At 63.6% G+C, this 4,003-nt stretch carries 4 protein-coding genes; 3 read left to right on the top strand and 1 reads right to left on the bottom strand.

Translation table 11 applies throughout. From position 1 onward, the window contains the following. Positions 1-385: hypothetical protein (locus AB4Y84_RS15400; RefSeq protein ID WP_442250388.1), on the bottom strand; the 385-nt coding region annotated here is incomplete at its 3' end. A 242-nt stretch (positions 386-627) separates the two neighbouring features. Between AB4Y84_RS15400 and AB4Y84_RS15395 the strand changes: the two genes are divergently transcribed. The 3 genes from AB4Y84_RS15395 to AB4Y84_RS15385 form a co-directional block, all read left to right on the top strand. Next, positions 628-2,190: an MASE1 domain-containing protein gene (locus AB4Y84_RS15395; RefSeq protein ID WP_363730974.1), complete on the top strand. Its 1,563-nt coding sequence runs from the start codon at positions 628-630 to the stop codon at positions 2,188-2,190. 96 nt (positions 2,191-2,286) lie between these two features. Continuing rightward, positions 2,287-3,630, top strand: coding sequence for a diguanylate cyclase (locus AB4Y84_RS15390; protein ID WP_089239961.1), 1,344 nt, complete (start codon positions 2,287-2,289; stop codon positions 3,628-3,630). 85 nt (positions 3,631-3,715) lie between these two features. After that, positions 3,716-4,003, top strand: a 288-nt coding sequence (locus AB4Y84_RS15385) for a bacteriohemerythrin (protein ID WP_442250387.1), incomplete at its 3' end; no start/stop codon positions are given.

Raw genomic sequence — 4,003 nt, 5'->3', positions numbered from 1 at the left:
GTACCACGTCCTGCGCACGATATACCTCGAAACGCCGTGCCGCAGCCGGAACAGTCAGTCGCTGACCGGGAAGCGAAACACGCGCCGCAGACTTGCCTGCGGGCAATACGAAGTAGGCATCACCGGCGTTGCCGATGATCACCTTTACCTGCCCGGCCAGATCGTTGACCTGCAGATAGACCACGCCATCGCGCTGGAAAGCGTACACCTGCCAAGCGGGATCGGCGCTGATGTCTGCAGCGGCGGGAGCGGTCTCGCCGAGCCCTGCGGTCGAGACTGCGGCGCTTGCCAAGGGCTTGCCGTGGTAGTCACCGCCTCCTCTATCACTCGCGAATACCGGAGCTGCGACGAACACTGCTGCAGTGGTTACAACACCAAAAAACATGGATCGCACAATGACCTCCTGGTCGGGGTGAGAGCAAACAACGTCGCAACGATAGTAACGTCTTCCCGCCGCAACGCAGTGATGGGGGGATAATCCGGACGATTTAGTCCCATATGTGCACCCTATGTCCGCGTGCCATGTCCTTGGCAGAAGAACATGGGGTGCCGATTGCGTCCGCACTCATCCGTGGATAGTGTCAATTCCTGGGCGAGCGGTAGCTGAGCGATGGTAAGGGAGGTTTTTTGGACCGATTGAAGAATGCCTTCGAGGTGAGCTTCCGCCTCCGGCCGGTCGGACTTGCACTGGCCGCCGTCTACGCTGCCAGCTGCCTCATCTCACGCCAGTTCTCGCTGGACCAGTTCTTCCTGCCAGCGGGTATCCGGGCGGCTGCGCTGCTGATCGTCCCGACGCGCCTGTGGCCCTATCTACTGCTCGGCGAGTACATCTACTTCGCCAAGCTGCGCCTTCCCATGATCGATACCTACGGCCTGGACTGGGTCATCCTGGCGTCGACGCTGCTGATGCCGATGGCGATGCTGGTGATCTATCTGCATCGAATGAGAACACCATCCGAGGCAGCCACCGGCCTCTGGCTGCTGTCGTTGTCGTTATGCACAGCGCTGTTGGTCCCGGGTCTCAATCTGAGCATTTCATATGTCCTCTGGTCCAATCCGCCGCCGAGCAACCTGCTGGACGCGGTCGATCGAACGATCTTCGGCCACTTCGCAGCCATCATCACCCTGGTCCCGCTGGCCTTCCTGTGGACCCTGCGGCACGCAGATCCCAGCTGGCGCCCCCGCTTTGTCGCGCCTACCGCTGTAGCGATCCTGTTGATGCTGATACTGGGGCTGGGTATGCAGCTGACAGGCAGCAGCGCCCATACCGCCCGCACACACCTTGTACTGATAGCGGCCTTGCCCGCCATCGCCCTGACCTTCATGCATGGCTGGCGCGGTGCAGCCATCGCAATTCCGCTGTTGAACCTCCCGCTTCATGCCGCGACGCCCAGCACCGGCCTGCCCTCCTCCTTCGACCTGGGCACGTTCGCTACCCAACAGAACATGGCTGTGATGAGCGTCGCTCTGCTCGCACTGGGATCGAGCATCAGCTATCACCATCAGCGCGCAAGATCCCGCGGTCTGGCAGAGGAAACCACGTTGCGCTTGGCGCGCAGCTCCCACCAGACCAGCGAGCGTGAGCTGCGTGAACGAGCCATCCACCTCAAGCATCTGAGCGAGGGCATGGACAGTTCACTCGACGAGATGATCAACTGGCTCAACTCCCAAGGCCACCATGCGGTGGCAAACAGCCTGCGACATGCGTCGTCCGTGCATTCACGGCTGTTCCGTGAACAGGCCAGCCTGGTCTATCCCACTGGGGTGGAGCAGGTCGGGCTGTATGTCGCGCTGCAGGCCGGCGGTGCATGCAAAAACTGGAGCAACACGCACCGCGTGACTCCGCCCAGACTGGCGGGCAACCCTTGCCTGCTGACCGTGGATCTGCAGTTGGCCATCTACCGCACCCTGATCGAGGCGGTCTCACTGCTGCTGGAACTGGAATCCGGGCAGGTCTGCGTAGCGGCCCGGTGCGGCAACTCAGGCAGTCGCCGTGGCATCGTGGTAGTGGTCTCGCTGCTCGACCGGCGCTGCGTGCTGTCGACCCGGACAACCCACCAGGCCGTCGAACGTCTGGCCGGTCGGATACTGGCCTATGGTGGCTCGGTACATTGCCGCAGCAACCGGCTTCGTCTGGTGCTGCACGAACCGTCCACGCAGCTTCGATCGGCGATCATACAGCCGGACTGAGCCGATATCGGTCGGGCCAAGCACCCTGTCCGGCTAAAGTTACACCCGAAACCGCCGCTACCCGTGCCAAGACTTTCCCACATGAGCCACCGCATCATGCCCGTCCTGTCGCAGGCCGCTCTGGATGGCGACCTGACCGATCCCCTGCCTCAGCGGATCCTGCTGGTGGAAAACTCGCGCGCGTTCACCGGCATGCTGCGCGAGGCAATCGAACAACGCCTGGAGCTGCCGGTGGTGGTGGCCAGCTCGCTGGCCGAGGCCGACCGGCTGCTCAGCACCGAGGACGGCTGGTTCCTGGTCCTGACCGGGCTGGTGCTGGCTGATGGCGACCGCGACGCGGTGGTCGAGTTCTTCCTCAAGCGCAACCTGCCGACCGTGGTGGTCAGCGGCGTGTACGACGAGGACCTGCGCAAGCGCGTGCTGCAGCAGCAAATCATCGATTACGTGCTGAAGAACACTCCGGGCAGCATCGACTATCTGGTCTGGCTGGTGCAGCGTCTGGAACGCAACCGGCGCATCGCCGCGCTGGTGGTGGACGACTCGCCGTCCGCACGCGGCTATGCCGCCGCCCTGCTGCGCATGTACGGTCACGAGGTGTACGAGGCGGCCGATGGCAATGAAGGCCTGGCGGCGATCGAGGCGCACCCGGCGATCCGCCTGGCCGTGGTCGACCAGGAGATGCCGGGCATGCAGGGCGTGGAGTTCACCCGCCGCCTGCGTACCCTGCGCTCGCGCGACAAGGTGGCGGTGATCGGCATTTCCGGCAATACCGATGCGTCGCTGATTCCGCGCTTCCTGAAGAACGGCGCCAATGACTTCCTGCGCAAACCCTTCTCGCGCGAAGAGTTCTTCTGCCGCGTCTCGCAGAATGTGGACCAGCTGGAATTGATCGGCACGCTGCAGGACCTCGCCACCCGCGATTTCCTCACCGGCCTGCCCAACCGCCGCTGCTTCCTGGAACAGAGCCAGCGCCAGCTGCCGCAACTGCAGCTGCACGGCCAGTGCGTGGCGGTGGCGATGATCGACATCGATCATTTCAAGCACATCAACGACACCCACGGCCATGAGGCCGGTGACGATGCACTGCGCGCGGTCGCCCGTGCTGTCGGCGACCACGCGCGAAGCCAGGACCTGATCGCGCGCTTCGGCGGCGAGGAATTCTGTCTGCTGGTGCCGGACATGGAACAGGACGAAGCTCTGCTCTATTTCGAGGAGCTGCGCCAGCGCATCGCCGCGCTGGAAGTGGACATCGGCAGTGCCACGCTGCGCATGACGGTCAGCATCGGCCTGTGCTGCCTGCGGCCACAGCGTGATGCGCTGCACCGGCTGATTTCCGAGGCCGATCGCCAGCTGTACCTGGCCAAGGCCGGAGGCCGCAACCGGGTCAGCTGCACCACGGTGGCCAGCCCGCTGCGCCCGCGCGAGGCTGCGCTGTCCTGACAGGCATGCCTTGATCCAGATCAACGCCGCCCGTGGGCGGCGCCTCTACAGTCGGCCCCGACATCAGCATGAAGGGGAGCCGGGGATGGCACTACTGGTCTGGCAGGACGATCTGAACATCGGCATCGATGTGATCGATCAACAACACCGCCGCATCATCGAAATGCTCAACCACCTGCACGTGGCGCAGACCAGCCTGCAGCGGGCAGCGGTGGGCGAAGTGATCGACGAGGTGGTGGACTACACCATGTCGCACTTCGCATTCGAAGAAGAGCTGATGGAGGAGGCCGGCTACCCGTTCTGTGCCGCGCACAAGCGTGTGCATGAGGTCTTCATCAAGCGGGTATCGGAATACCGCATGCGCTTCCAGGCC

The organism is Stenotrophomonas sp. 2YAF22 (assembly GCF_052114665.1).
GTDB lineage: Bacteria > Pseudomonadota > Gammaproteobacteria > Xanthomonadales > Xanthomonadaceae > Stenotrophomonas > Stenotrophomonas indicatrix.
The sequence above is the reverse complement of the archived record's forward strand: the minus strand, read 5'-3'. Positions and strand labels throughout refer to the sequence as shown.

Excerpts from the sequence above, each read along its gene's own strand:
- AB4Y84_RS15390 (WP_089239961.1), top strand. The coding sequence starts at position 2,287 with ATGCCCGTCCTGTCGCAGGCCGCTCTGGATGGCGACCTGACCGATCCC.